Here is a 19802-nt window from a genome sequence, read left to right as displayed (position 1 = left end):
TTTCCGGAGTTTAACACACCCCAGGCCCGGTGCCGTCTGGCAGCGGCGACCGGATTACCGTGTCAGTTCACAATCCGGTAAGCGGGCAACCTGATAGCGAATGTGGGCGATGTGGTTGGATTCGGCATCTTGCCGGATGTTGGTTAACCCCAGATAGTCGGTCAGTGCGCCGTCTGAGCTATAGCCCAGCACGATGGGATCCACCAGAAACCGTAATACCAGACTTGTGGGGCGGATCTGCACGGTCACCTCTGCGTTCACCTTGACGGAGGTGGCGGGCTCGAGAACAAAACCGTAGTGTTCCCCCCGGGTGGGCGCCAGAAACCGGAATTCCACCGACTCGCTTTGCTGGATCTGTTCCCAGTTGGCCCGGACAAAGTAGTCAAACCCTGAATCCACCACCAGGCGTTGGTCGAAGGGCACCGTGAATTCACGGGTGTCTCCCGCTGGCTCCTGCCAGACAATGTTGAGAGCCTGCTCCTGGGGGTAGGTGATGGTTAACGCTTCACCGAAGCTTGGCTGGCGGAACTCAACCTGAGGCCTGAACGCAGATTTATTGTAAGACAGCGATTTGCTGGCGAACTCGTCACCGCTTTCCGGATTCCGGTAGGAAACCTGGTGATCAACCGGGGCAAAGACCCCCTCGGAGCAGGTACCATCAACCCGATGATCCTCCTGGTAAAGCACGTTCCCATCCTGTTTGGCCGTACCTGTGAATTCAAATACGGCTCCAGCAGCGGGGGGCGCGGCGGCTGCCAGAAGAGCGAGAACGGCTGAAGTACTTGGCTTCATGTTTCGAGCTCCGTATACAGGGCCTTTCGAATGAACAGCAGCAACGGAAACAGTGCAAGCCAGCCGACGGCCATGGCGGCCAGGGAGATGGTCAGGTCCGGCAGCGCCACCACGCCGAGTTGGCTGGCAGACCAATAGGCAAACGGCCCGGCAATGGGGGCCAGAACCCACGGCAGCCACTGGCGCTGGCCAATCCAGCCCAGGGAATGGCACAGGGTGGTCATGAAGATGGCCCAGATCGCGATTAGCCAAGGCGGGGCCGCCAGCACCTCGGCTCCTGAATCCAGGGCCAGAACCCCGGTCCGGAACCAGAGCGTGTCCATCAGGCCGCCGAGCACCACGCCAAAGCCAATAAACTGCAGTTCGGAAAACCGCCGTTGACTGACCAGAGCAAGATGCAGGCCCAGGAACACCAGGATCAGCCCCACCGTAGCTAGCCCGGGGTACAGCACGCAGGCCAGCCAGCCTGCCTGGAACAGTATAAAGTTCAGCAGGTTACGGGCTGTTTTTGAAGTGATCATACACTCAGAATGTTCGCGCGTTTGTTGGCCGGCTTGGCCATGACCAGATGGGCAACGCCAATCGCCCGCTCGCTGAAGCCAGCCTCGCAGTACGCGAAATAGAAATGCCACAGGCGCTGGAAGGCCTGGTCGTATCCCAGCTGTTCCAGTTCCTGACGGCGCGCCATGAACCGATCACACCAGTCCCTCAGCGTTCGGGCGTAGTGAAAGCCGAAGTCTTCGGCATGGGTCAGTACCAGGTCCGAGCCCCGGTTCATAGAGCCCAGAATAGCGCCGAATGATGGGATAAAGCTGCCAGGGAAAATGTAACGCTGGATAAAATCCACATTCTTCAATGCCCGGTGGTAACGCTGTTCCGGCATGTTAATGGCCTGAATCAGCGCCAGGCCATCCGGCTTCAGCAGGTGGCTGATCTGGGACAGGTAGCTGTCGAGGAATTGAGGGCCAACGGCTTCGATCATCTCGATGGACACCAGTTTGTCGAACTGTCCCTGCAGATCGCGGTAGTCGTCAAACAACAGCGTAATCCTGTCTTCCAGACCTTCCGCTTTCACCCGCACCTGGGCCAGCTCCAGCTGCTCCCTGGAAATGGTGGTTGTGGTGACATGGCAGCCATAGTGTTTGGCGGCGTGAATGGCGAAACCACCCCAGCCAGTACCGATTTCCAACACCCGGTCCTCCGACCTCAAATCCAGCTTCCGGCAGATGGTATCCAGCTTGTGAACGGCCGCTTCTTCCAGGGTTGCATCCTCGCGGGGGTAAATGGCGGAGGAATACATCATGGTCGGGTCCAGGAACAGGCGGAACAGGTCATTGCCCAGATCGTAGTGGGCGCTGATGTTCTTGCGGGAGCCTTCCGGGGTGTTGCGGTTCAGCCAGTGCAGCGCCTTGAGCGCAGGTTTGCTGATCCAGGCAAAGCGGTCTTCGAACCGGTTCATGGTGTCGATATTACGGGTAAAAAACCGGAGCAGGGCGGTCAGGTCTGGTGAGCTCCAGTCACCTGCCACGTAGGATTCAGCAGCACCGATGCTGCCACCGGTCACCAGATCCCGCCAGGTGCTGTGATTGTGGATTACCAACTCGGCCTGGGGATAGCGTTCATCGCCATCACCGAATACAAGGTCCTGTGCACCTGCCTCCCTGATCACAAGCTTGCCATGACCAAGCTGCGCCAGCTGCTGGCAAACCAGGCTCTTTGCGACACGGCTGATCAACGAAAGCCCCGTGTTTCCAGTGCGCTGGTGTTCAACCGAGGTGTTCAGGTTCTCCATGAGCTTACCCTTCCTGCCGAATCAAATGCGTTGTCTTGTTGTGCCGGTGCTTTTTCCGTTACGTCCAGCCCCAGATCTTCGATACCGCGCTGGTAGGCGCTGTCGGTTGCATCGAGTTTGTCCGGGTGGGTGTAAAAGGGTGCCCCTTTGAGTTTCAGCTTCAGGGCATTCCAGTAAATACCGGCAATGCCTTTGATGGTTTCCAGGGGAAACCGTCTCAGGCTCCTGTGCAGGGTTTTACGATCAAGAGGGGTGCGTTGGACTACCAGCGTGGCATCAAAATGCTTGCGGCCTTCCTCTTCCACATTCATGTGAACGCGCATGTCCTTGCCGCGAAAACTGAACAGCCACTGGTAGTGCTGGTTCATGCCGTTAAATGGCGACACGTGGAAGCGTTTGCTGAAGGCAAAACGCTCGGTATGCCAGGCGCTATCGGAGCCTGGCCCTGGCTGGATGCACTCCATGCAGTACACATGGCGCTGCTTCCAGGGTGTATTGGTTATCTGGGCGACGATCACTCGGGGTATGGCGCCTGCTTCCGGCCTGCAGCCCCTTTCATAGCAAAGGTAAAAGCTGACCGGATTGAAAATGTAGCCAAGATAGCGTGGGTGGGTAACCAGTTCTATTGGCCCGTCCGGTGCCCAACCAGTGGCGCTTTTAACGCGGTTGAATACGGCCTGGCGCAGGCTGGGCACTTCCGGGTCCAGGTAATCCCGGCGGTAGAGTCCCAGCCAGTTAAAACGTTCGAGGGAGAAGAACGGGCTGGTTCTGGTTACCGTGGACCAGTCATCAAGGTCGAGGGCGAGCATTCCGATGTTGTAGCTGAACTCATGCTGAACCGGTAGCTTGCGCCGATGCCTTACGGTGCCTTCCAGCCATTCACTGGCCATAATCAGAGCTCCACCCCGAATGCCCGGGTAACTCTCAGTGCGCTGCGCACACCGTCTTCGTGGAAGCCATTGAACCAGTAGGCACCGCAAAAGTGTGTGCGGTTCCGGTTACCGATGTCATCGTAGCGCTCCTGTGCGGCAACGGCGTCCAGAGTGAAGACGGGGTGATCGTATTCAAACCGTTTGATCACCTTTTCCGGATTAATATCCCGACTGCGGTTCAGGGTGACGCAAAAGGTTTCCGGAGCGTCGTCGAAGTTCTGAAGAACGTTCATGTTGTAGGTTACGGAAACCGGTTGCGTGCTGTGTTCCGGGATCATGTAATTCCAGGCGGCCCAGGCCAGACGGTTCGAGGGCAGCACGCTGGCGTCCGTGTGCAGAACCACGTCGTTCTTCTGGTATGCGATGGCTCCGAGGATGCTTTTCTCATCGTCAGTGGCGTCATCCAGCATGGCCAGGGCCTGGTCACTGTGGCAGCCGAAAATGACCTGGTCAAAACGATGTTCCTGTCCGTTGGCCGTTAGGGTAACGCCCTCGTCATCCCGTTTTACCGAAGTTACCGGGCTGTTCAGATGGGTACGTTCGCCCAGCTTGTCCATCATCCGGTTTACGTAGGTAGCCGAACCTCCGGAAATCACTCGCCAGGTGGGCCGGTCATCCACAGATAACATGCCGTGGTTGTTAAAAAATTGCAGGAAAAACCGGATCGGGAACTGTTCCAGCACAATCTCCGGCGCAGACCAGATAGCCGCGCCCATGGGGACAATGTAGTAGTTTCGGAAGTACCGGCTGTAGCCGTTGCGGTTCAGGTATTCCCCGAGTGTCACGCCGTCCGGAATCGTGCCGGCGGCCAGGTCGGCACGGGTTTCCTTGTTGAACCGGAGAATCTCCCGGATCATTTTCAGGAAATTCAGATTAAACAGGTTCCGGCGCTGGGCGAACAGTGTGTTCAGACTGGTGCCGTTGTATTGCAGTCCACTGGCATGGCAGTCCACGCTGAAACTCATGTTGCTCACTTCAGAGGCCACCCCGAGCCGATCCATCAACTTGATGAAGTTGGGGTAGGTCCAGTCGTTGAACACAATAAATCCGGTATTCACCGGCCAGGTACGGCCACCAGCTTCAACCTGTTCCGTGTTGGTGTGACCTCCGGCATAGTCGCCGGCTTCAAACAGATGTACATCGTGCTTGTCGGCCAGCAGCCAGGCGGCTGTTAAACCTGATACTCCAGCGCCAATTACGGCAATTCGCTGACGTTCCTGATTCATGCAAGGTAATTCCTGTGGTCTAACTTCAATGATCGGTTTTGCGGGCCATGGAGGCGGCCATGCGGTCGATAACGCTCCGGGGCAGGGCGGCTAGCAGCTTCAGGGACCAGGTAAAGCGTTTGGGGAACGCGATTTCGTTACGGCCTTTCTCAAGCCCGGTGCGGATTCGTCGTGCCGCATCCCCGGCTGAGATGATGAACGGCATGGGAAAATCGTTTCGGTCCGTCAGTGGCGTTTTGACAAACCCCGGGGATACCACCACAACCCGAATCCCCTCGGCCGCCAGATCGGCTCTCATAGACTGTGCAAAATAGGTAAGCGCTGCCTTGGAGGCGCCATAGCCCTCGGCCCGCCCGAACGGAAACCACCAGGCCGAGGAACTCACAATCACCAGAGTAGCCGGCTTGCCTTTGGCGCGGGTCGCACGCAGAGCCGGAAGGGCAATATCCAGGCAGCGCGCTGTGCCGATCACGTTGGTGGTCACATTGTTGGCAATAACATCGCTGTTGTATTCCGCCACTTCCAGATACTCACAGGTACCGGCGTTCAGAATGGCCATGTCCAGGTCGCCGAAGTGGTCAAGCTGCGACTTAACGCGCTGCAAGTCGTCCTTGCTGGTGGTGTCCGCAGCAGCCGTTGCGATCTGGTTCGGGAAGGCTTGCAGCAGCTCATCCAATGGCTCCTGCCGGCGGCCTGTCACAATCAGTTTGTGACCGGCACCGGCGAGTTCGTGAACCAGCGCTTCGCCAATACCGGATGAGGCACCGGTTAACCAGATGTTGCTGGGTGACGTCAGTAATTGGCTCATCCTGCCTGCTCCTTAACCCAGCGAATCATGCGGCCGAGCACCGGCAGGTTCTCATATAAAAGCTGGCCGGCGTCGAAATAGTCCCGGTGATAACGCACTTTTCCATCCCGGATTTCCAGATGGCTGATACCCTCCACAAACACCGGTTTGCCGCCGCGGACACGCTTGTGTTGAAGCTCCATTACCCAGGGCAGGCTGCACCAGCATTCCTGAATGACCGGCTCGTGGAAACTGAACTGGCAGCGGATAACGTTGCCGTAGGCACCCGCCATGTATTCGGTTAGTTGATCAAGGCCATGCACCCGGCCAAAAGGATCCTGAAACTCGATATCCTCGCCGTATACCTGCTGGAGCTTGTTGAGATTGCCTTTGTCGAGCGCGTTATACAGCGAACAGAAACGGTCCAGTACCACAGGCAATCCGGAATCCGGTGCCCCGACTTCAATGGCAGAGGCAGACGTCGTCATGAGCGGTTCCTCCTCTTGTTATCCAGTTCCCGGGTTTCTTTCTGGATATGAGCCGGAATCGGATTGAGATCCCAGATAATGCCCAGCTTGGAAAGCAACCACAGGCCATACCAGGTCACATCTATTTCGTACCAGCGGAAACCCTGGCGTACCGATTGCGGCCACCGGTGGTGGTTATTGTGCCAGCCTTCGCCTAGGGTGATCAGGGCCAGCCAGAAATTGTTGCGGCTGTCGTCGTCGGTCTCAAACCGCCTTTTGCCCCAGACATGTGACAGGGAGTTGATCGATACCGTTGCGTGGAAAAGCACCACGGTTGATATGAAGAAACCCCATACCAGGAGCTGAAGCCCGTTGGTGCCGAGCCCGGGCGCCCACAGGGCCAGTGCCTCGCCAAACAGGTAAATAGCCACTGCGAACGCGGCGGGTACGAGTGAATCAAAGCGGTTGATAAACCGGAGTTCCGGGAATTTCAGCCAGTCGCGCACCCGGCGTTCATCCATCGCAAAGCCCGCATCACAGGTGAACCATCCCATATGGGACCACCAGAACCCACCCTGGTGTGGTGAGTGCAGATCCTGCTCGTTGTCCGAGTGTTGGTGATGGTGCCGGTGGTGCGCGGCCCACCACAAAGGACCCCGCTGGGCCGTACTGGCCCCCAGAATGGCAAACGCGAACTGTGCAGGCCGGCTGGTTTTGAAGGTTTTGTGGGAGAAATAGCGATGGTAGAAGCCCGTGATCGCGAACATCCTTACCAGGAAGAATGCAACGGCAAAAACCACTGCGAAGGTACTGACACCGGTGTAAAGTGCCAGCAAACAGGCAAGGTGGAGAGCGATGAAGGGAAGGACTCGTACCCAGTTAAAGGTGCGGGAGTCCGTATCCAGGTGATCTGATCCAGCTTCGGAATCGAACCATCTCAGAATGTTTGTTAACCAACTATTTACTCGGGTCATATACAACCATGCGTGAAGTAACATCAGACACCACATCAATACGCAGCATCGCGGTTATTGGTTCAGGGCTGGCGGGGCTGACGGCTGCAATTCTTCTTGGCGATTCGGGCCATAATGTCCGGGTATTCGAGAAAAGTCGCGGCCCCGGTGGTCGTCTGGCGTCCAAGCGCGTAGCGAACGGCTCCGCCGATATCGGCGCGCAATACTTCACTTCCCGCAATCCCGGCTTCACCCGGTTTCTGGATCGCTGGGCCGGGCCCCAGAGCTACCAGAGCTGGAATGCCCGGTTCGGCTATCAGACGGAAGGGGGCAGCTGGCAGGCGTTTCCGGAAGACCACCGGTTTGTTGGGACTCCGCGAATGACGGCCATTTCCCGAGCTCTGTCTGAGCACATTACGCTGGAGTCTGGGGTTCGGATAGCCCGATTGGCGCAGAGCAATGCAAAATGGCAGCTTACCGATACAGAAGGTAGCCAATATGACGGCTTTGATCAGGTGGTGATCACGGCCCCGCCGGCCCAGGCCCAGGAACTGCTCCGGGACAGTGGCCTGGAGCGGTTGGCGGAAGCATTAGCGGAGCACGTGGGTAATATCCTGCCGTGTTGGGCGATAGCTGCCCATTTTAATCGTCCCGTTGATTTCCCGTTCGATGCTGCGCGCCCCAACTCTGACGTGTTGTTCTGGGTGGCAAACAACTCCTCCAAACCCGGTCGCGAAGACGAGGGCCAGTGGTGGGTGCTGCACGCCAACCCTGAGTGGACATATGAGCACGTGGATGACGCTCCGGAAAGCATTGCTGAAGCTCTGCTGGCGGAATTCAAGGCACTGACCGGGCATGAAGAGGCTCCGGATGACTGGGTACCTCATCGTTGGCTGTACGCACGGTCGGAAGCCGCCGATAACCCCGGCTATCTTTTCGACCAGAATACTGGCATTGGTCTGGCAGGCGACTGGCTGGCGGGCGGCCGGGTCGAAGGCGCCTGGGAAAGTGCCTCGCAACTGGTGCAGGCAATGGGCCGAAACCCTGAGCCGTAAGTGCGGCTACTCCGTGAGGTCCGAGGGAGCTTTTTCTGCGACCTCCGGCCGCCGGTAGAAATGGGTGATGGTGCCGTCGCCGAATTTTGAGAAGAAGGCACTCACTTCGGTGATTTTCCTCAGGCTGCGCTCCCGGGTGATCGGGTTCTTCACCAGCACCTTGATGCCGTTGAAGTTGTCCTGAATGTTCGAGAAGCGGGCCTTCATGGAGCAGGTCACCACGTTGTCCGGGTTAATGCCCAGCTCCGATGCCAGCCAGCGGCTGTGGTTCAGGATTTCGGTCTTGCCCAGATTCTCTCGTGTGTCGATATGGTCCAGCTTCACGCGGTTCACAATGCAGAACGAGTAGCTCCTGGCCTCCCGGCGGGCCACCTTGCGGAAGGCTTCCCAGAAAAAGTTATCGGTCAGCTCGGCAAACCATTTCATGTTGCTCAGGCAGGTATCCACCCAGTCGAAGCTTTCCGGGTCCTCCAGCACTTCGTTAATGGCCTCACGCAGCAACCAGTCGAAGCCCAGAGCGGTCTTGTGCGCATATACCTTGCGATACATCTGGTGGCGGCTGTACACGAAGTCTTCCAGGGCGCCCAGGCCTTTCTGTGTAATCGCAAGCCCCATCCAGGGTTCAGAAACGTCCCAGCCGAACCGCAGGTTGCTCAGCAGGTGATCGAGATTGAAACCGCCGATGGTGACCGAGCTGTGGAAGCCGTCCCGCAACATATAATCGGCCCGGTCGGCATCAATTTCCCCCGAAACAATGGATGACAGCAGGCCCATCACCAGCTGCGGTACATCCCGGGGCGGGATAGTGCCGGCAATGGCATCATCACCAGCAATAAATTCCCAGAAGGTCTGGGCGTGGCGGCAGAAGGTTTCGCTGGGCGTAACATCGGTGGTTTCCATAATGCCGATGACATCGATAGCAGCCAGCCCGGCGCTCTCCAGATCCACAGACGAGAGTACGTCATGGGCGACTCGAACAGAGTAGTGTTCATGCTCCAGCTCTTCCGGTTCACTGGCGTGGTAGGCCGAATAGTCAACGCCTTCCCACAAATCCCGGAACCGTTCAGGGCGAGACATCAGGTCGCGAATCTTCCGGGCCTGGGTGAACTGATGGGAGAAACTGGAGTGACCGCTGTCGTGCAGCAAGCAGCCAAGCCGGATGGTCTTGGCCAGGTAATCAATGGCATCGAGCTGGCTCAGGCTGAGATCGGTCTGCTCACTCAGCTGCCGTTCCCGAAGGTATGCATCGATCATGGCCCGGAACATCCGTGTGCCCACATGCATCACCCCGATGCTGTGCAGGAAACGGGAATGGGTGGCGCCGGGGAAAACCAGACTCAGAATGTCGTTCTGGCAGATGTTTCGCAAGCGCTGAAACAGTGGATGGTCAATCACCTGGATTTCGTGCCGGTAGAGCGGGATACCGCCATGCACCGGGTCCATGATCAGTTTGTCATAGGCTCCGAGCAGATCGTTAACGGCACGTCTCATGGTTACAATTCTCCCAAAATGATGATTGCGGCCTTGTTATATCACAGGGGCATGCCAGAATAGGCCATATAAAGCCTTTTTTCTTTACCGCTGGTAGTTTAGGGCAGCCAACATGACCTCGCGCACCGAGCGCATTCTGATAATTGACGCCGATGAACAGGCCCGAGCCGATCTGTCCCGTTACCTGGAGGCGCGGGGGTTTTACGTAACTGGTGCAGCGGGGGTAAACGCTGCCCGAGGATTGTTCGACGACAATATCCCGGATGTGATCTTTGCAGATCTCCCTCCAGAGGCCATCAGAGACCTGTCCCGGCGCCTTGATGAAACAGAAAGTTTCACGCCGATAGTGGCCTGCACCAGCAGCCAGTCCAGCGCCGATGTGGTCCAGGCCATGCGGGCCGGAGCCGCCGATGTGGTGCTCAAACCCTGCAATGACGACCGCAATGCACTGGACGACGTTATCGGCAAGTTGTTTGACCGGGTCAGGGTAAACCGCCTGAACCAGTTGTACCGGCAGGAACTGGAAGAAGCCAACCGGGACCTGCGCAACGGTATTGCCGAGCTAAGGGCCGACCAGAATGCCGGTCGCAAGGTGCAACTAAAAATGTTGCCAGACCATCAGCTCACGCTTTCCGGGCTCAGCGTTGATTACCTCATCAAGCCGTCCCTGTATCTCAGTGGCGATTTTCTCGACTATTTTCGCATCAGTGAAGACAAGGTCCTCGTTTATATCGCCGACGTTTCTGGCCATGGCGCCAGTTCCGCATTCGTTACCGTGTTACTGCGAAACCTCACCAATCGTTTGCAGCGGAATCTTCGGCGTCAGTCCAGTGAAGACATCCTGCACCCGGAACGTTTCCTGGAGCGCATCAACTCAGAGCTGTTGGATACAGGGCTTGGCAAGCATGTCACCGTGTTTGTTGGCATTATTTCAACAACAGAACGTACATTGAGTTATGCGGTCGGAGCGCATTTCCCCATGCCCATCCTGTCGTTTGAAGATGGTGAAACCCGTTTTCTGGAAGGCAGCGGGCTGCCGGTAGGGCTGTTCGAAACGCCGGAATGGGAGCTTTACAAGGTGAAGCTGGACCGACCATTCCGGCTTTTGTTGTTCTCTGATGGCCTGTTGGAAGTGATCCCGGCCAAATCTCTGGATGAAAAGGAGAACAGACTACTTGAACTCGTTTCAGGAGGTAGTCACACTATCGCATCGCTGAGCGACGCTCTGGGGCTGGATAAGATCTCGGAGCTGCCTGACGATATCGCGATAGTATCGGTAACTGATACCATAAACGGGTCAGATAACACGTCGTCGACTTAGTGGCAGTGTGAAAAATGGCTGGTTATAAAATCCTGCAAGCAGAACAGCAGGGAATATACGTCCTGAAGTTTATTGGGGAAATCCGGCTGAACCTGTGTTCGACGCTGGACAATCTGGTTGAGTCCATAACCCGTGATCCGGCATTCAAAACCGTGGTTATCGATCTCACCGAGACCGAAATCATCGACAGCACGACGCTTGGCCTGCTGGCCAAGATTGCGCTGGCGGCGCAGAAACAAAGTCATTTTCTGCCAACGCTGATTTCCACCAACCCCGATATCACCCGCATTATTACGTCCATGGGCTTCGACAAGATTTTCATTATTGTCCGTGAGCCAGCTTCCCGAATTGAAGAACTCGAAGAAATCCCCGTGCTCAAGGCGAGCGAACAGCAGGTTCGCGATAAAGTTCTTGATGCCCATAAAGTACTGATGGGCATGAATAGCCGGAACAGGGAAGAATTCAAGAATCTGGTACGGGCGCTGGAATGCGAGGAAACTGGCTGAAACGCCAGTCCTACACCGGGCCCGGCCCTGACAGAAACAGAACGGAACGTTTATGCCTGATAACCCGACGCCCGGTAATCACGGGGCGAATTCCTACGATGTGGCAGTACTTGGTGGCGGCAGTTTCGGTACTGCCATGGCAAAAGTACTGGGCGAGAATGGCCACGTTGTGCATTTCTGGATGCGCGATGAAGCACAGGCAGAGGAAATACGCAGCACCCGCATTAACCGCCGGTATATGCCCGCCGTTACCCTTGAGGGTGACATTCAGCCGACAACAGACCTGGCCGATGCGGTGCGCAAAGCGGAGATTGTGCTGGTTGCGATCCCATCGAAAGCGTTTCGGTCGGTCATTCGCGAACACAGCAGCGAATTCCGCGATGGCCAGATCGTCGTCAGCCTGACCAAAGGCATCGAAGAGCACGGTTTTAAATTGATGAGCGAAATCCTGCTGGAGGAGCTTCCCAGGTGTCGCTCCGGTGTTCTGAGCGGGCCGAACCTGGCTGGCGAGATCGTCAACCGGGAACTGACCGCCACCGTGATCGCAGCAAAAGACCCGGATGTGCGCCGCACAGTGCAGGAACTGCTGGGCTGCGAATACTTTCGGGTTTACGCCAATGTTGATGTCTACGGTGTGGAACTGGCCGGCGCACTCAAGAATATCTACGCCATTGTTGCCGGCCTGGCATCGGCCCTGAACATGGGCGAGAACGCGAAAGCCATGCTGATTACCCGTGGCCTGGCCGAAATGAGCCGTTTCGCGGTTAGCCTTGGCGCCAACCCGATGACCTTTATGGGCCTTGCGGGTGTTGGTGACCTGATTGCCACCTGTACCTCCAGCAAAAGCCGGAATTTCCGGGTTGGTTATGCCATTGGCAAGGGCCAGAAACTGGAAGAAGCCGTGCAGGAGTTGGGGCAGGTGGCCGAAGGTATCTATACCCTGAAACTGGTACGCGAAAAATCTGAGGCTATTGGCATCTACATGCCTCTGGTACGGGGGCTTTACGAGATTCTCTATGAAAGCGCTTCCATCAATGCGGTGATCAACAGCCTGATGATGGCCGTGCAGAACTCTGATGTGGAGTTCATTCTGCCGCGCACCATTACCCAGTGACCCGGGATTGTCATCCGGAAGGAGAGGCACGTGCATCTGATTGTTATGCGCCATGGTGAGGCCGGCTGGCATTCGCTGGATCAGGAGCGTGAGCTGACCGAGGCGGGTCGCCGCGGCGTGGCAGCCGTGGCGGCGCAAATTGCCTCTTCCCCGTGGCGTCCCGCCCAGATCTGGTCCAGTCCCTATGTTCGGGCCCGGCAAACGGCCGCGATTGTGGCGGAAGTGCTGAATTGCCCGGTCCAGGAAAAAGCCTTTATCACACCCGATGATGACCCTGGCCGTTGTCTGGATGAGCTTCTGGACAACCAGGTTTCACCATTGATGCTGGTTTCCCACATGCCATTCGTGGGTAGCTTCTCCACTCTGTTGGTGGATGGCCATCGGCAGGGCATTCCCTTTATGACGTCTCAGGCTGTACTGCTGGATATGCCTGTAGTGGGGCCAGGCTGCGCCGACTTGAAAGCCCAGTTTCTTCCCTGATCTAATCAGTACATCACTCATTTCTGATACTGAACGAACCTATGTACAGTTTTCCCATTGATTACATTGAGCCAGTCTTCCGGCCGCCCAGCGAGGCGAAATCACTGATTCTGCCGGTGACTAATGGCTGTTCCTGGAACCAGTGCACCTTCTGCGAGATGTATACCCAGCCCCAGAAGAAATTCCGGGCTCGAAAGCCCGAAGACATCAGGGCAGACATCGAGAAAGCAGCAGCGGCATTTGGCGACGTCCGCCGGGTTTTCCTGGCCGATGGAGACGCCATGGTGCTGCCCACCCGGCGCCTGCTGGAAATAATCGCTGACTTGAAGCGAGCTTTTCCCGGCCTGGAACGCGTTTCCAGCTACTGCCTGCCACGAAACCTGGCGAAAAAATCGGTTGAAGAGTTGGCGCAGCTCCGGGAAGCCGGCCTGAAAATCCTTTATGTGGGCATGGAATCCGGCGACGACGAGATTCTTCGGCGCGTTAACAAAGGTGAAACCTGGGAATCCACCCGGTCGGCCCTGGTGAAGATCCGGGAAGCGGGCCTGGTGAGCTCGGTGATGGTGCTCAATGGTCTGGGCGGTGAAGCTCTTTCACGGCAGCATGCCATTAACACTGCCACACTGTGCAATGAAACCCAGCCCGATTACCTGTCTACCCTGGTGGTCAGCTTCCCGCAGGGTGAAGAGCGATTCCGCGAGGGTTTCGGGGCGGATTTCGTGCCCCTGGGCCAGCAGGCCCTGTTCGAGGAAATTCGTGTGTTTCTGGAGCACCTGGAACTGGACAACACCATTTTCCGAAGCGATCACGCCTCCAATTACCTCGTGCTCAAAGGCACGCTGGGCCGCGATAAAGACCGCCTGCTGCAGCAGGTAAACATGGCCATTACCCAGCCTGGCACTGTGCCTCTGCGGGCAGAATGGATGCGTGGGCTCTGATCAGGGAGAAAACGATGAACCGGACACCCGATGACATTGCCAAATCCCTCGAAGACGCCGGCAAGAGCAGGGATCTTCCACCGCTGGATAAATGGCACCCCGAACTTTCCGGCGACATGGATCTGGTGATCACCCGGGATGGCCAGTGGATCTTCAAAGGTGAGCCCATCGCCCGGGAGGCCACGGTAAAGCTGTTCTCTACCATTCTCAGGCGGGAAAGCGACGGCGAGTACTACCTGGTTACGCCGGTCGAGAAATGGCGTATCCAGGTTGAGGACGCACCACTGCTGGCCCATGGTCTGGAGGTGAAAGGCGAGGGCGCGGAGCAGGTTATCACCCTGGCCACCAACATGGGCGAAACCCTGGAGATTGGCGAGCAGCACCCGTTACATGTGGGTTCCTACTCCGAGACTGGCGAACCTCGGCCAGTTATTCAGGTGCGCCACGGCGTTGAAGCCCGGCTGGTTACCTCGGCGTTCTATGACCTCGCCGAGCTGGCCGAGGAAACCGAAGCGGCGGGAAAAACCGTGTACGGGGTGCTTAGTCACGGAAAATTCTGGGAAATCGGGCAGGGCGGTTGAAAAGCGCCTGACCACCCCAATGAATAAGGTAGAAAACGCAGTCTGTCACTTGTTAAACTGTGGTTTCTTACTTGTTATCGAGCCTGGCTCTCTAACGAGGCCCGGTGGTCGTTAGTCCCTCTGTGCAGTCTGGCTGTTCACGATCACTTTCGATTGCCTACAATCTAAATACACAGTCATTGCGACACGCAAGGAGATCACATGGCCCAACCTCGTGTTGTCACCATCCATTACACGCTCACTAACGACCAGGGAGAGCAACTCGATTCCTCCCGCGTAGAAGGCCGTGAGCCACTGGCGTATCTGGAAGGTGCACAGAACATCATCGGCGGACTGGAAAGTGCGCTGACCGAGAAGAACGCTGGCGACCAGGTTAAAGTTTCCGTAGAGCCAGCTGAAGGCTACGGTGAAGTAAACGAAGAGCTCATCCAGCCGGTTCCGCGCTCTGCTTTCGAGGGCGTAGACACCATCGAGCCAGGCATGCAGTTCCAGGCACAGACTCCGGGCGGCCCCCAGGTCGTTCGCGTGGTAGAAGTTGGCGACGAAACCGTTACCATCGATGCCAACCACCCGCTGGCGGGCCAGACTCTGCACTTCGACGTTGAAGTGGTAGAAACCCGTGAAGCAACCGACGAAGAGCAAGAGCACGGCCACGTGCACTGATATGCCTTCTGATGGTTGATCAGAAAACGGCACCTTCGGGGGCCGTTTTTTTATGCCCGGAATAATCTGCGAGCATAAAAAAACCGGGGCAAGCCCCGGTTTTCTGAAACAGTGATCGTGGATCACATGTTCGGGTAGTTCGGACCACCGCCGCCTTCCGGCGTTACCCAGGTGATGTTCTGGGCAGGATCCTTGATGTCACAGGTCTTGCAGTGAACACAGTTCTGGGCATTGATCTGGAACTTCTTGCCGCTGCCGTCGTCTTTCTCGACCACTTCGTATACGCCAGCCGGGCAGTAACGCTGCGCTGGCTCGTCGTACTTCGGCAGGTTCTCTTTCAGCGGAATTTCCGGATCGGTCAGCTTCAGGTGAACCGGCTGATCTTCCTCATGGTTGGTGTTGGAGATGAACACCGAGGACAGGCGGTCAAACGTCAGCTTGTTATCCGGCTTCGGATAGTCGATTTTCTTGCACTCAGACGCCGGCTTCAGGGTGGCGTAGTCCGGAGTCGTGTCGTGGAAGGTGATCGGCAGGCTGCCGCGCAGAATGTTCTGCTCGAAGAAGGCGATGGCACCGCCGACGATATTGCCGAACTTGTGCATGGCCGGGCCAAAGTTACGCTCGGCGTAAAGCTCCTTGTACAGCCAGCTGTCTTCGAAACGCTTCTGGAAGCTGGTGATTTCCTCACCGGATTTGCCTTCCTTGAGAGCTTCGAATACAGCTTCCGCGCCCAGCAGGCCAGATTTCATGGCGGTGTGGGAGCCTTTGATCTTGGAGCTGTTCAGGGTGCCGGCATCACAACCCAGCAACAGACCGCCCGGGAAGCTCATCTTGGGCAGGGCGTTGTAGCCACCCTTGGCGATAGCACGGGCGCCGTAGGCAACACGCTTGCCACCTTCCAGATATTTCTTGATCTCCGGATGGTACTTGAGACGCTGGAACTCTTCGAACGGGCTCAGGTGCGGGTTGCTGTAGGAAAGATCGGTGATCAGACCAACATAAACCTGACCGTTTTCCAGGTGATACAGGAAAGAGCCGCCGGTGGAGCCAGATTCGTTCAGCGGCCAGCCGGTGGTGTGAACAACCAGACCTGGCTCGTGTTTGGCCGGGTCGATGTCCCACAGCTCTTTGATACCGATGCCGTAGTGCTGCGGATCCTTGCCTTCGTCCAGCTTGAAGTCGTTGATCAGGCGCTTGCCCAGATGACCGCGACAGCCTTCAGTAAACAGGGTGTACTTGGCGCGCAGTTCCATGCCCGGCATATAGCCGTCTTTCTCGGAACCGTCACGGGCAACGCCCATATCGCCGGTGATAATGCCTTTTACCTGACCATCTTCAACGATGGTTTCAGAGGCGGCAAAGCCCGGATACACTTCAACGCCCAGCTGTTCGGCCTGCTCAGCCAGCCAACGGCAAAGGTTGCCAAGACTGATGATGTAGTTGCCGTGGTTGTGCATGTTCTTGGGCACAAAGGCATTGGGTACTTTGGTGGCTTTTTCCTGATTCTTCAGCAGGAAAATGTCGTCCCGGGTAACCGGGGTATTCAGGGGGGCGCCTTTCTCTTTCCAGTCCGGGAAGAGTTCGTTCAGGGCCGTGGGCTCGAATACGGTGCCGGCGAGGATGTGCGCGCCGATCTCAGAACCTTTTTCAACCACACAAACGGTCAGTTCTTCGCCGGCTTCCTGCGCCAGTTGCATGACGCGGCAGGCTGCCGACAGGCCCGCAGGGCCGCCGCCGACGATCAGAACATCAAATTCCATCGATTCGCGTTCCACGTTGGTCTCCTCAAACAGCTTTTAATGGATATTGTTTGCCCGCAGGCCTCATCAGGGGCGCCATCATACCGGTAAAAATGCGTATAGACGACAGCCCAAAACCGCTCAAAACGGCTATTTGTCCCGAAAGGATAACGCATTTGAAGAATCAAACAAACGTTTGTTTGAAATCTGCACTAACCTTTGGCATTGTACGTACACACCGAAATATCGTGTGTTTTGAGTCGATTTTTAGTATCGTCTCATTGTCAGGTCGGGTCAACCCGGTCCTTTGACTGTGAAGACTCATTAAACCCATCGTAGAAGAACGAGGAATCTATGAAGGTTCTGGTCGCTGTAAAACGAGTTATCGACTACAACGTGAAGGTGCGCGTCAAGCCGGACAACACCGGCGTTGATCTCGCCAACGTCAAGATGGCAATGAACCCGTTCTGCGAAATCGCAGTTGAAGAAGCGGTTCGTCTGAAAGAGAAGGGCGTTGCCAGTGAAATCGTTGTTGTATCCATTGGCCCGAAGGCTTCTCAGGAGCAGATCCGTACTGCCCTGGCTCTGGGTGCTGACCGCGGTATCCACATCGAGACTGACGAAGAAGTTCAGTCCCTCGAAGCGGCCAAGCTGCTGAAGGCTGTTGTTGAGAAAGAAGAGCCCAAGCTGGTTATTCTTGGCAAGCAGTCCATCGATTCCGACAACAACCAGACTGGCCAGATGCTGGCTGCTCTGACTGGCATGGGCCAGGGCACCTTCGCCTCTGAAGTGGTTGTTGACGGTGACAAGGTTAACGTAACCCGCGAAGTAGACGGCGGTCTGATGACAGTTGCTCTGAACCTGCCGGCGGTTGTTACCACAGACCTGCGCCTGAACGAGCCGCGCTACGCTTCTCTGCCGAACATCATGAAAGCCAAGAAAAAGCCGCTGGACTCCATGTCTCCGGCTGACCTGGGCGTTGACGTTGCCGCTCGCCTGTCCACCCTGAAAGTCGAAGCCCCGGCTGCACGCCAGGCTGGTATCAAGGTGGCTGACGTAGCTGAGCTGGTGGATAAACTGAAGAACGAAGCGAAGGTGATCTAAATGAGCATCCTGGTAATTGCTGAACACGACAACAGCAGCCTGAAACAGGCTACTCTGAACGTTGTAGCGGCTGCCAAGGCCATCGGTGGCGACATCGACGTGCTGGTTGCCGGTGAGAACGTAGGCGCCGTCGCTGAAGCCGCTGCCAAGGCAGAAGGCGTGAACAAGGTACTGGTTGCCGACAACGCTGCTTACGGTCACTTCCTGGCAGAAAACCTGTCTGAGCTGGTTGCTGAAGTAGGCAAGGGCTACAGCCACATCCTGACCTCTGCCGGCACCACTGGTAAAGACTTCATGCCGCGTGTTGCTGCGCTGCTGGACGTTGCCCAGGTTTCTGACATTATACGCGTTGAATCCGAAGACACCTTCGTGCGTCCGATCTACGCTGGTAACGCCATTGCGACCGTCAAGGCAAGCGACAGCATCAAGGTTGTGACGGTTCGTCCGACCGCCTTCGACCCGGTAGCCGCTGAAGGTGGTTCTGCCTCTGTGGAGCAGCTGGACGTAGTAAAAGACGCTGGCCTGTCTTCCTTCGTTGGTGAAGAGAAAGCCCAGTCTGATCGTCCGGACCTGGCTTCTGCCGGTATCGTTATCTCCGGTGGCCGTGGCATGCAGAACGGCGACAACTTCAAGATGCTGGAGCAGGTTGCTGATCTGCTGGGCGCTGCGGTTGGTGCTTCCCGTGCCGCTGTTGATGCCGGCTTCGTGCCGAACGACATGCAGGTTGGTCAGACCGGCAAGATCGTTGCTCCGCAGCTGTACGTTGCGGTTGGCATCTCCGGTGCCATCCAGCATCTGGCGGGCATGTCTGATTCCAAGGTGATCGTTGCGATCAACAAGGACGAAGAAGCCCCGATCTTCCAGGTGGCCGACTACGGCCTGGTTGCAGACCTGTTCGAAGCAGTTCCGCAGCTGGAAGAGGAACTGAAGAAAGTTCTGTAACTTTCTGAAGTTTAAGAAAAAGAAGGCGCCTCAGGGCGCCTTCTTTGTTTTTGAAACAATGCGTTTTTCCGCTTTGCCGATGATCAGTGTATCCGCTAGGATATGCAGTGCCCGGTTAGAGGTTCTCACCGCTTTGTACACCTGCTCGCTCTTCTGGTGGTGGGATTGCTTTATCCGGCGGGCGCTGTCCCGGAACTCATCGTCCCGGGAAAACAGGTCAATCAGGCCAAACGTGGTGTTGGCGATGGCTTTGTGGACTTTCTCGACTGCAGTCGCGCCGCCGGACACCGTTTCTTCCAACAACCGGGCGCGGTTGCGAACCTCCATCAGGTCCATCCGGCTTTTCTGAATAGCGCTCAGGGCACCTATACGATGGGCATTCAGGATTCTCAGGTCGCGCCGGTTACCATTGGACAGCCGGAATGCAGCAAACAACAGTATTGAGCTGCCGGCCAGACACATCAGGCTAACGATCAGTAACAGCATGGCAGGGCTCCTGTTGCTCTTGTACTAGCGATACTCAATGTGCATATCTACCTCAATGTCCCGCTCGTCCAGCTCCCGCTCCAGCTCTTTCATCACTTCCTGATAGACCATTTTCCGGGTCATTACTGGCAGGCGGTCGGCCAGCACCCGTCCGGTGCGGGATTCGCGTTTGGCCAGGGCAATCGGATCTCGTACCCGTAACGTAAGCACCAGTTCCGGATCCTGATGGGTGTCGCTGATATCCTCGCTTTCCAGCATTTGCGTAATCATCTTTCGCTGCTCAAGCACTTGCCAGAGCAGCAGCGCGCTGCAAGTCAGGAGAAACAGGCTGATAATGATCAGAAAGACGGTCAAAGGGGCTCTCCTCCTTCAATGATTGGGCAGAGTGTGCCGCAGTCCGCAGGACAAACGATTGGCCGGCCCGACGCCGGTT

The 19802-nt window shown here is 56.7% G+C and carries 22 protein-coding genes; 10 read left to right on the top strand and 12 right to left on the bottom strand.

All coding sequences use genetic code 11. The features are described 5' to 3' along the window. Positions 1-54: 54 nt before the first annotated feature. Genes C7436_RS02125 through C7436_RS02090 form a run of 8 tightly spaced genes read right to left on the bottom strand, consistent with a single transcriptional unit; the run spans position 55 to position 6970 of the window. On the bottom strand, positions 55-792 hold the full coding sequence (locus C7436_RS02125) for a hypothetical protein (RefSeq protein ID WP_121206537.1): 738 nt from the start codon (positions 790-792) through the stop codon (positions 55-57). Beyond that, positions 789-1313 (bottom strand): DUF2878 domain-containing protein, encoded by a 525-nt coding sequence (locus C7436_RS02120; protein ID WP_121206536.1) that lies wholly within the window; start codon positions 1311-1313, stop codon positions 789-791. Before C7436_RS02120 ends, C7436_RS02125 begins: the two co-directional genes overlap by 4 nt. Then, a complete protein-coding gene (locus C7436_RS02115; protein ID WP_121206535.1) occupies positions 1310-2584 on the bottom strand; it encodes an SAM-dependent methyltransferase in 1275 nt (424 codons plus the stop codon). Before C7436_RS02115 ends, C7436_RS02120 begins: the two co-directional genes overlap by 4 nt. Continuing rightward, positions 2572-3474 carry a DUF1365 domain-containing protein gene (locus tag C7436_RS02110; RefSeq protein ID WP_121206534.1) on the bottom strand — a complete coding sequence of 301 codons (903 nt, stop codon included), beginning with the start codon at positions 3472-3474 and terminating at the stop codon, positions 2572-2574. The genes C7436_RS02115 and C7436_RS02110 overlap by 13 nt, the downstream gene beginning before the upstream one ends. Positions 3475-3476: 2 nt before the next feature. Beyond that, on the bottom strand, positions 3477-4742 hold the full coding sequence (locus C7436_RS02105; protein ID WP_121206533.1) for an NAD(P)/FAD-dependent oxidoreductase: 1266 nt from the start codon (positions 4740-4742) through the stop codon (positions 3477-3479). Between the two features lie 25 nt (positions 4743-4767). After that, positions 4768-5550: an SDR family NAD(P)-dependent oxidoreductase gene (locus tag C7436_RS02100; RefSeq protein ID WP_121206532.1), complete on the bottom strand. Its 783-nt coding sequence runs from the start codon at positions 5548-5550 to the stop codon at positions 4768-4770. Beyond that, complete coding sequence (locus C7436_RS02095; protein ID WP_121206531.1) at positions 5547-6017, bottom strand: nuclear transport factor 2 family protein; 471 nt, start codon at positions 6015-6017, stop codon at positions 5547-5549. The genes C7436_RS02100 and C7436_RS02095 overlap by 4 nt, the downstream gene beginning before the upstream one ends. Beyond that, complete coding sequence (locus C7436_RS02090; protein WP_121206530.1) at positions 6014-6970, bottom strand: acyl-CoA desaturase; 957 nt, start codon at positions 6968-6970, stop codon at positions 6014-6016. Before C7436_RS02090 ends, C7436_RS02095 begins: the two co-directional genes overlap by 4 nt. 8 nt (positions 6971-6978) lie before the next feature. Here C7436_RS02090 and C7436_RS02085 point away from each other — a divergent pair, with 8 nt between their 5' ends. Further along, the gene (locus tag C7436_RS02085) at positions 6979-8004 is read left to right on the top strand and encodes an NAD(P)/FAD-dependent oxidoreductase (protein WP_121206529.1); all 1026 of its coding nucleotides are present in this window, start codon (positions 6979-6981) and stop codon (positions 8002-8004) included. Between the two features lie 6 nt (positions 8005-8010). Here the strand turns inward: C7436_RS02085 and C7436_RS02080 are convergent, their stop codons facing one another. Beyond that, a complete protein-coding gene (locus C7436_RS02080; protein ID WP_121206528.1) occupies positions 8011-9495 on the bottom strand; it encodes an HD domain-containing protein in 1485 nt (494 codons plus the stop codon). 112 nt (positions 9496-9607) lie between these two features. Here C7436_RS02080 and C7436_RS02075 point away from each other — a divergent pair, with 112 nt between their 5' ends. From C7436_RS02075 to C7436_RS02045, 7 genes are all read left to right on the top strand, one after another. Then, positions 9608-10816: a PP2C family protein-serine/threonine phosphatase gene (locus tag C7436_RS02075; RefSeq protein ID WP_121206527.1), complete on the top strand. Its 1209-nt coding sequence runs from the start codon at positions 9608-9610 to the stop codon at positions 10814-10816. A gap of 14 nt (positions 10817-10830) precedes the next feature. Next, on the top strand, positions 10831-11322 hold the full coding sequence (locus C7436_RS02070) for an STAS domain-containing protein (RefSeq protein WP_011784965.1): 492 nt from the start codon (positions 10831-10833) through the stop codon (positions 11320-11322). 52 nt (positions 11323-11374) lie between these two features. Then, on the top strand, positions 11375-12436 hold the full coding sequence (locus C7436_RS02065) for an NAD(P)H-dependent glycerol-3-phosphate dehydrogenase (protein WP_121206526.1): 1062 nt from the start codon (positions 11375-11377) through the stop codon (positions 12434-12436). A 30-nt stretch (positions 12437-12466) separates the two neighbouring features. Beyond that, entirely contained in the window at positions 12467-12916 is a 450-nt protein-coding gene (locus tag C7436_RS02060) for a SixA phosphatase family protein (protein WP_022991229.1), read from the top strand. Between the two features lie 41 nt (positions 12917-12957). Continuing rightward, positions 12958-13854 carry a radical SAM protein gene (locus C7436_RS02055; RefSeq protein ID WP_121206525.1) on the top strand — a complete coding sequence of 299 codons (897 nt, stop codon included), beginning with the start codon at positions 12958-12960 and terminating at the stop codon, positions 13852-13854. Between the two features lie 14 nt (positions 13855-13868). Continuing rightward, entirely contained in the window at positions 13869-14435 is a 567-nt protein-coding gene (locus C7436_RS02050; protein ID WP_121206524.1) for a DUF1285 domain-containing protein, read from the top strand. A 201-nt stretch (positions 14436-14636) separates the two neighbouring features. Next, positions 14637-15098, top strand: coding sequence for an FKBP-type peptidyl-prolyl cis-trans isomerase (locus C7436_RS02045; protein WP_011784960.1), 462 nt, complete (start codon positions 14637-14639; stop codon positions 15096-15098). Positions 15099-15220: 122 nt separating this feature from the next. Here C7436_RS02045 and C7436_RS02040 read toward each other — a convergent pair whose 3' ends face one another. Then, positions 15221-16873: an electron transfer flavoprotein-ubiquinone oxidoreductase gene (locus C7436_RS02040; protein WP_022991232.1), complete on the bottom strand. Its 1653-nt coding sequence runs from the start codon at positions 16871-16873 to the stop codon at positions 15221-15223. Between the two features lie 318 nt (positions 16874-17191). Between C7436_RS02040 and C7436_RS02035 the strand changes: the two genes are divergently transcribed. Beyond that, positions 17192-17941 (top strand): electron transfer flavoprotein subunit beta/FixA family protein, encoded by a 750-nt coding sequence (locus C7436_RS02035; protein WP_011784958.1) that lies wholly within the window; start codon positions 17192-17194, stop codon positions 17939-17941. After that, positions 17942-18883, top strand: coding sequence for an electron transfer flavoprotein subunit alpha/FixB family protein (locus tag C7436_RS02030; RefSeq protein ID WP_014421441.1), 942 nt, complete (start codon positions 17942-17944; stop codon positions 18881-18883). A 30-nt stretch (positions 18884-18913) separates the two neighbouring features. Here C7436_RS02030 and C7436_RS02025 read toward each other — a convergent pair whose 3' ends face one another. Together C7436_RS02025 and C7436_RS02020 are read right to left on the bottom strand one after the other, a co-directional pair. Beyond that, complete coding sequence (locus C7436_RS02025; protein ID WP_022991234.1) at positions 18914-19369, bottom strand: hypothetical protein; 456 nt, start codon at positions 19367-19369, stop codon at positions 18914-18916. A 24-nt stretch (positions 19370-19393) separates the two neighbouring features. Beyond that, positions 19394-19723 carry a hypothetical protein gene (locus tag C7436_RS02020; protein WP_121206523.1) on the bottom strand — a complete coding sequence of 110 codons (330 nt, stop codon included), beginning with the start codon at positions 19721-19723 and terminating at the stop codon, positions 19394-19396. Between the last annotated feature and the right edge of the window lie 79 nt (positions 19724-19802).

The organism is Marinobacter nauticus (assembly GCF_003634635.1).
Taxonomy (GTDB): domain Bacteria; phylum Pseudomonadota; class Gammaproteobacteria; order Pseudomonadales; family Oleiphilaceae; genus Marinobacter; species Marinobacter nauticus.
Note: the sequence above shows the minus strand (reverse complement) of the source record. Positions and strands in the feature narration are given on the sequence as shown.

Excerpts from the sequence above, each read along its gene's own strand:
- C7436_RS02035 (WP_011784958.1), top strand. The coding sequence starts at position 17,192 with ATGAAGGTTCTGGTCGCTGTAAAACGAGTTATCGACTACAACGTGAAG.
- C7436_RS02030 (WP_014421441.1), top strand. The coding sequence starts at position 17,942 with ATGAGCATCCTGGTAATTGCTGAACACGACAACAGCAGCCTGAAACAG.
- C7436_RS02045 (WP_011784960.1), top strand. The coding sequence starts at position 14,637 with ATGGCCCAACCTCGTGTTGTCACCATCCATTACACGCTCACTAACGAC.
- C7436_RS02100 (WP_121206532.1), bottom strand. The coding sequence starts at position 5,550 with ATGAGCCAATTACTGACGTCACCCAGCAACATCTGGTTAACCGGTGCC.
- C7436_RS02105 (WP_121206533.1), bottom strand. The coding sequence starts at position 4,742 with ATGAATCAGGAACGTCAGCGAATTGCCGTAATTGGCGCTGGAGTATCA.
- C7436_RS02095 (WP_121206531.1), bottom strand. The coding sequence starts at position 6,017 with ATGACGACGTCTGCCTCTGCCATTGAAGTCGGGGCACCGGATTCCGGA.
- C7436_RS02050 (WP_121206524.1), top strand. The coding sequence starts at position 13,869 with ATGAACCGGACACCCGATGACATTGCCAAATCCCTCGAAGACGCCGGC.
- C7436_RS02085 (WP_121206529.1), top strand. The coding sequence starts at position 6,979 with ATGCGTGAAGTAACATCAGACACCACATCAATACGCAGCATCGCGGTT.
- C7436_RS02120 (WP_121206536.1), bottom strand. The coding sequence starts at position 1,313 with ATGATCACTTCAAAAACAGCCCGTAACCTGCTGAACTTTATACTGTTC.
- C7436_RS02115 (WP_121206535.1), bottom strand. The coding sequence starts at position 2,584 with ATGGAGAACCTGAACACCTCGGTTGAACACCAGCGCACTGGAAACACG.
- C7436_RS02110 (WP_121206534.1), bottom strand. The coding sequence starts at position 3,474 with ATGGCCAGTGAATGGCTGGAAGGCACCGTAAGGCATCGGCGCAAGCTA.
- C7436_RS02070 (WP_011784965.1), top strand. The coding sequence starts at position 10,831 with ATGGCTGGTTATAAAATCCTGCAAGCAGAACAGCAGGGAATATACGTC.
- C7436_RS02125 (WP_121206537.1), bottom strand. The coding sequence starts at position 792 with ATGAAGCCAAGTACTTCAGCCGTTCTCGCTCTTCTGGCAGCCGCCGCG.
- C7436_RS02080 (WP_121206528.1), bottom strand. The coding sequence starts at position 9,495 with ATGAGACGTGCCGTTAACGATCTGCTCGGAGCCTATGACAAACTGATC.
- C7436_RS02090 (WP_121206530.1), bottom strand. The coding sequence starts at position 6,970 with ATGACCCGAGTAAATAGTTGGTTAACAAACATTCTGAGATGGTTCGAT.
- C7436_RS02075 (WP_121206527.1), top strand. The coding sequence starts at position 9,608 with ATGACCTCGCGCACCGAGCGCATTCTGATAATTGACGCCGATGAACAG.
- C7436_RS02065 (WP_121206526.1), top strand. The coding sequence starts at position 11,375 with ATGCCTGATAACCCGACGCCCGGTAATCACGGGGCGAATTCCTACGAT.
- C7436_RS02055 (WP_121206525.1), top strand. The coding sequence starts at position 12,958 with ATGTACAGTTTTCCCATTGATTACATTGAGCCAGTCTTCCGGCCGCCC.
- C7436_RS02025 (WP_022991234.1), bottom strand. The coding sequence starts at position 19,369 with ATGCTGTTACTGATCGTTAGCCTGATGTGTCTGGCCGGCAGCTCAATA.